General features: G+C 68.0%; 1 protein-coding gene. It reads right to left on the minus strand.

Features of this window, described 5'->3' with window-relative positions; translation table 11 throughout:
- On the minus strand, positions 1-7,140 hold a 7,140-nt coding region (locus PMI38_RS01040), incomplete at both ends, for a non-ribosomal peptide synthetase (protein ID WP_043272732.1).

Here is a 7,140-nt window from a genome sequence, read left to right on the forward strand (position 1 = left end):
GGCAGGTAGCCGGCCCCGGCCTTGAAGCTGCCGACGATCATGCCCAGCAGCGGCAAACCACGCTCGGCCAGCAACGCGACCGGCTGGTCGATGGCCACGCCGGCCGCGACCAGGGCATGGCCCAGACGGTTGGCCGCGAGGTTCAGCCCGGCGAAGTCATAGGACGCCTCCAGGCAACGGGCGACCGTGCGCTCGGGGTGCGCGGCGACCTGCGCCTCGAACAGCGCGACATAACTCTGCTCCAGGGCATAGGCCTGCTCGGTGCGGTTGCAGTCGTCGAGCAGGAAGCGCTGTTCCTCCTCGCCGAGCAACGGCAGCTCGCTGACCTCGCCGTCGAAGCCTTGCACCAGCGCCAGCAGCAGGCGCTTGAACTCGGCCAGCAGGCGTTCGATGGTCGGGAAGTCGAAGTAGCGCTGGTCGAACGACAGGTGCAGGCCCAAGTCGTCGCCCGGGTAGCACACCGCCGTCAGCGGGAAGTTGGTGTGGGTACGGCCCGAGTCGGAGCTGGCGTTCAGGTGCTGGGCATGGTCGAGCACCGCGCTTTCCACGGGCGCGTTCTCGAACACGAACAGGCTGTTGAACAGCGGCTGGCCCTTGGGCAGTTCGCTGCACTCCTGGATCGCCACCAACGGCAGGTATTCGTACTCGCGCAATTCCATGTTGCGCTCCAGCAGGCCTTGCAGCCACTGACGCACACTGCGCCGCTGGCCCGGCTCGGGCAGTTGCACGCGCAGGGCGATGCTGTTGATGAACAGGCCGACTGTGCGCTGCATCTGCGGCAGGCTCACCGGGCGCCCGGCCACGGTCACGCCGAAGGCCACGTCGCGGTCGCCGCTGTAGCGTGCCAGCACCAGCGCCCAGGCCGCCTGGGCGAAGGTGTTGATGGTCAGCTGGTGGGCCTGGGCCAGTTCGCGCAGGCGCACGCCATCGCTGGCCTCCAGGCGGGTGTAGCAGTCGCCGACGACCATGCCTTCGCCGGCGTGGTCATTGCGCAGCGGTCGGTCGCTGGGGATCGCCGTGGCGCGTTCGAAGCCGGCCAGGTTGGCCTGCCACCAGCCACGTGCCTCGTCCAGGTCCTGGCGTTGCAGCCAACCGATGTAGTCGCGGTAGCGCGGCGGCACCGGCAGCTGCGCCTGGCGGCCTTCGCCGAGGGCCTGGTAGAGCTCGAAGAAGTCGTTCATCAGCAACGAACGGCACCAGGCATCGATGAGGATGTGGTGGTTGCTCATCATGAACCAGTAGCGCGCGTCGTCGACCCGCACCAGGCGCAGGTGGAACGGCGCCTCGCGCAGCAGCTCGAAACCGGCCTCGCGTTCTTCTTTGTGCAAGGCTTGCAGGCGCTGCTCCTGGGCCGCCTCGTCGAGGCCGCGCCAGTCCTGGTAATCGACCGGCGTGTTGCCCGGCTTGTGGATGATCTGCAGCATCGCTTCGCCGGCGTTCCAGCTGAAGGATGCACGCAGGGCTTCGTGACGGGACACCACGGCTTGCCAGGCCTGGGCGAAACGCTGCGGGTCGAGCGCGCTGTTGATCCTGTAGCGGTCCTGCATGTAGTAGATGCCGGTGCCCGGCTCCAGCAGGGTATGCAGCAGCAGGCCTTCCTGCATCGGTGTCAGCGGGTAGACGTCCTCGATCTCGGCAGCCGGGATCGGCAGCGCGTCGATCTGCTCCTGGGTCAGGTGCGCCAGCGGGAAGTCCGACGGCGTGAAACTGCCATTGCCATCGGCCAGGCAATGCTCGACCAGGGCCAGCAACTCCTGGCGATAGGCCTCGGCCAGTTGCGCGATGGTCTGCTCGTGGTACCGCTCTCGGCTGTAGGTCCAGCGCAGTTGCAAGGCACCGCCATAGACCTGGCCGTCGACGCTGAGCCAGTTCGGCAGTGGCGCATCGAGGTCGTGGGCCAGGCCCGCCGGAGCATCCAGCGGCTGGAACAGCGCGGCAGCATCGAACTGCTGGTCGAACTGGCCCAGGTAGTTGAAGGTGATCCGTGCCTGTGGCAGCGCCGCCATGCGTTCCCGCGCGGCGTCGTCGGCCAGGTAGCGCAGCACGCCATAACCCTGGCCTTTGTGCGGCACCTGGCGCAGTTGCTCCTTGATCCGTTTGATCGACGCGGCGCGCGCGGCATCGTCCTCGCCAGCCTCGGGGTCGAGGCGCAGCGGGTAGGCGTTGGTGAACCAGCCGACGCTGCGGGTCAGGTCCATGTCTTCGAACAGGCCGTCACGGCCATGTCCTTCGAGCTGCACCAGCACTTCCTGGTCACCACTCCAGCGGCACAGGGTGCGGGCCAGGGCGGTCAGCAGCAGGTCGTTGACCTGGGTGTGATAGGCCGCCGGGGCCTGCTGCAGCAACTGGCGGGTCTGCTCGACATCCAGGCCGATGGCCACGGTGTCGGCGTGGCGATGCAGGTTGCCGCCCTGCGGGTGATCGCACGGCAGTTCATGGCGCACGCTGGACAGCTGACCTTGCCACCAGCCGAGTTCGTCACGCAGCGAGTCGCTGCCGGCGTAGCTGCCCAGGCGCGCGGCCCAGTCAGCCATGGCGTGGGTCTTGGCCGCCAGCGGTTGGCCACGGTACAGCGCCTGCAGGTCCTCGAGCAGTACGCGCCAGGACACACCGTCGACCACCAGGTGGTGGATCGCCAGCAGCAGACGCTGGGCACCCTGCCCGTCCGTTACCAGCAACGCGCGCAGCAAGGGGCCTTGCTCAAGATCGAGGCTGCGTTGCACGTCGCTGTACAGCGACTGGCAGTCGTCGAAGTCGGCCACCGTGGCGGTCCACAGCAGTTGCACATGGGCAGGCGCGGCGAACTCGCCCTGCCAGCGACCATTGGCCTGGGTGAAACGCAGGCGAAGGCTGTCGTGGTGCTCCAGCAGCGCCATCAGTGCCTGTTCGAGCTGAGCCTTGTCCAGCGACTGGCGCACTTGCAGCAACACCGCCTGGTTCCAGTGCTGGGGCTGGACCACCCCGCTGTCGAAGAACCAGTGCTGGATCGGCGTCAGTCCGGTCTTGCCCTGCCGCGCCCCCTGCTCGATGCCGCTGGCCACTGCGCTGTGGGTGACCACGGCGGCAAGCGTCTGAATGGTCTGGTGCTGGAACAGGTCGCGCGGCGTGAACTGCAGCCCCAGCTGGCGGGCACGGCTGACCACCTGGATGGACAGGATCGAATCGCCGCCCAGTTCGAAGAAGTTGTCCTGCACCCCCACGCGGGACACGTTGAGCACATCACGCCAGATCTGCGCCAGTTGCTCTTCCAGCACGTTGGCCGGTGCCTGGTACTGCTGGCGCGCCTGCTCCAGATCAGGCAAAGGCAAGGCCCGGCGGTCGAGCTTGCCGTTGCCCATCAGTGGCAGGCTGCCCAGCAGCACCAGGTGCGCCGGCACCATGTAGTCCGGCAGGTGCAGGCGGGCATCGGCCTTGACCGCTTCGCGCAGCAAGGCCTGGGCTTCGCTGTCCGCGCTGGCCTGCTTGCACACCAGGTAACCTACCAGCTGTTTGCCACCCGGCAGGTCGAGGGCCAGGACCACAGCCTCGTCGACATCGGCATGCTCCTGCAGACGGCTTTCGATTTCTCCCAGCTCGATGCGGAAGCCGCGGATCTTCACCTGCTGGTCGGCACGGCCGACATACTCCACCAGGCCATCGGCGCGCAGGCGCACCAGGTCGCCGGTGCGATACAGGCGCCCGCCGTCAGTGCTGAACGGGTCGGCGACGAAGCGCTCGGCGCTCAGGCCCGGGCGGTCGTGGTAGCCCTGGGCGAGGCCAGCGCCGCCGACGTACAGCTCGCCGATGCCCCCTTGGGGCAGCAACGCCAGGTCTTCGTCGAGGATGTAAGCACTGCGGGCACCGATTACCCGGCCGATCGGCACACTGCCGGCGTCGGCGGGCAGGGTGTCGGGCGCAAGGCACGCCAGCGGCATGACCACCGTCTCGGTCGGGCCGTAGGCGTTGAAGAACTGCTGCGGCGCGAAGGCCTGGCGGATGCGCTGTAAGTGCTCGGCGGTCAGCGCCTCGCCGCCGGTGATCACCAGGCGCACCGGCAGTTGCTCGCCCTGCCCGGCCAGGTACTGAGCCAGCTGGCTGCCGTAGCTCGGGGTGAAACCGAGAATGCTCACCTGCTGCTCGCGCACCAGTTGGCAGATGTCCTCGGCGCCCCATTGGCCCTGGGCCCGCAGCACCACGCGCGCACCACACAGCAGCGGCACCAGCAGGCGTTCGCTGGCGGCGTCGAAGTTGATCGAATAGAAGTGCAGCTCGCAGTCGTCGCTGCGCATGCCGAAGGCTTCGATCACCGCCTGGCAGTGCATGGCGATTTCACCGTGGCTGACCACCACGCCCTTGGGCTTGCCGGTGGAGCCGGAGGTGTAGATCAGGTAGGCCTGGTGCTGCGGCAGGTTGAGGTTGTCCAGCGCTGCATCGCTGTAGGCGGACAGGCTTGCGGCGTCGTCTTCCAGACTCCAGCGCTGCACGCCGGGCGGCAGCTCGCCGAGGGTTTCGAGCAGGCTGCGCTGGCTGAGCAGCAGGCCGATACGGCTGTCCTCGATCATGTAGCGCAGGCGGTCGAGCGGGTATTCCGGGTCCAGCGGCACATAGGCGCCACCGGCCTTGAGGATGGCCAGCAGGCCGACCACCATTTCCAGCGAGCGCTCCAGGGCCAGGCCGACACGTACCTGCGGGCCCACACCGCGTTCACGCAGCGCTCGGGCCAGGCGGTTGGCCTGCTGGTCCAGCTCGGCATAGCTCAGGTGTTCGCCTGCGAAAGTCAGCGCGCCGGCTTGCGGCGTGCGTGCAGCCTGGGCGGCGAACAGGCCATGGATCGTCTGGTCGAGGGCATGATGATGCTCGCCCTGCAACTGGCCGATCAATACCTGCTGCTCGGCGTCTGCCAGCATCGGCAGTTCGCACAGGCGCTGCTGCGGGTCGTCGAGCAGGCCGGCCAGCAACTGCTGCCAGTGTTCGGCCATGCGCGCGATGCGCGGCGCGTCGAACAGGTCGCGGCTGTAGGTCAGGCAGCAGCCCAGGCGGCCATCGAGGTCGGTTACTTCCAGGTACAGGTCGAACTTGGTGGCGCTGGCGTCGTTGACCAGGTAGTCCACCTGCATGCCAGCCAGCTCACGGCTTTGCTGGAAGGCCCAGCGCTGCACGTTGCACATCACCTGGAACAGCGGGTTGTAGGCGCTGCTGCGCGGCGGTTGCAGGGCTTCTACCAGTTGCTCGAACGGCAGGTCCTGGTGCGACTGGCCTTCGATGGCGGCCTGGCGCACCTGGTCGAGCAAGGCGGCGGCGCTCATCTGCCCGTCCAGCTCGCAGCGCAGCACCTGGGTGTTGAGGAAGGCGCCGATCAGGCCTTCGCTTTCCGGGCGGATGCGGTTGGCCACTGGCGCACCGATGCGCAGGTCGCGCTGGCCGCTGTAGCGGTGCAGCAAGGCGGCCAGGGTGGCAGTCATGGTCATGAACAGGGTCAAGCCGCGCTGGCTGTTGAAGGCGTGCACGCGGGCGACCAGCGCGGGGTCGAGGTCGAAGCGGTACAGCTCGCCACGGTGGCTCTGCACCGCCGGGCGTGGTCGGTCGGCGGGCAGCGCCAGCACCGGGTGCTCATCGCCCAGGCGGGCTTTCCAGTAGGCCAGCTGGCGGGCGCCCTCGCCGCTTTCCAGCCATTGCCGTTGCCACACGCTGTAGTCCAGGTACTGCACCGGCAGCGGCGCCAGGGGCGATTCGCGGTCATCGACGAAGGCCTCGTACAGCTCGCCCAGTTCGCGGGCGAAGATGTCCATGGCCCAGCCTTCGGTGACGATGTGGTGCAGGGTCAGCACGAAGTAATGTTCGCGATCTTCGGCCTTCACCAGGCAAGCGCGCAGCAGCGGGCCACGCTCCAGGTCGAACGGCTGGTGCGCTTGCTCGTCGGCCAGTTGCTGCAGATGCTGCTGGCGGGTGGCGTCAGGCAAGGCGCTGAAGTCCTGCCAGTCCAGTTGCAACGAGCCGTCCTGGGCGACGCACTGGTAGGGCACGCCGTCGATGGCCGGGAAGGTGGTGCGCAGGGTTTCGTGGCGCACGATCAGCGCCTGCAGGGCACGCTCGAAGGCATCCACGTGCAGCGTGCCGCGCAGGCGCGCCATGCCGCCAACGTTGTACGCCGGGCTGTGCGGCTCCATCTGCCAGAGGAACCACATGCGCTGCTGGGAGTATGACAACGGCACGGCCTGGCGGCGGTCGACGCGGGCGATCTCACCCTGCAGGTTGTGCTCGCCGGCTTCCTGGATGTGCGCGATCTGCGCGCAGAAGGCGCCTAGCTCGCTGGCCTCGAACAGCACTTTCAGCGGCAGCTCGACATCGCAGGCCTGGCGGGTGCGCGAGACGATCTGGGTGGCCAGCAGGGAATGGCCACCCAGGGCGAAGAAGTCGTCGTGCAAGCCGACGCGTGGCAGGTTCAGCACCTCGCGCCAGATCGCCGCGACCTGCTGCTGCAGCGCGGTCTGCGGCTCGACATGTTCACGCTGCTGCCAGACCGGCGCAGGCAGGGCCTTGCGATCGACCTTGCCGCTGGGGCCCAGCGGCAGGTGTTCAAGAGCGATCAGTTGCGCCGGCACCATATAGGCAGGCAGGCGCTCGGCCAGATTGGCCAGCAGTGCATCCGCCGCTGCAGTGCCGCTGTAATAGCCGACCAACTGCGCGCCAACCGCGTCCTGGTGGATCAGGACCAGCGCCTGCTCGACACCCGGCTGGCCTAGCAGGCACGCCTGCACTTCTTCAGGTTCGACGCGAAAACCTCGCACCTTCACCTGCTGGTCGAGGCGGCCAAGGTATTCCAGGGCTTCGGCCTGCACCTGCCAGCGGGCACGGTCACCACTGCGGTACAAACGCGCGCCGTCGCCATCGACCTGGGGCACGAAGCGCTCGGCGGTCAGGCCTGGGCGACCAAGGTAGCCCCGGGCCAGGCCCGCGCCACCCAGATACAGCTCGCCCGGTACGCCCGGGGCGGCCAGTTGCAGCTCATCATCCAGCACACGGCAGAGCACGTTGCCCAGCGGCCGGCCGATTGGCGAGCGGGCGCCGTCCTCGGCCCGGCAGTGCCAGTGGGTGACGTTGATGGCGGTTTCGGTCGGACCGTAGCGGTTGTGCAACTGCACCTGCGGCAGCCGTTGCAGC

It is taken from the genome of Pseudomonas sp. GM84 (assembly GCF_000282535.1).
Lineage (GTDB): Bacteria > Pseudomonadota > Gammaproteobacteria > Pseudomonadales > Pseudomonadaceae > Aquipseudomonas.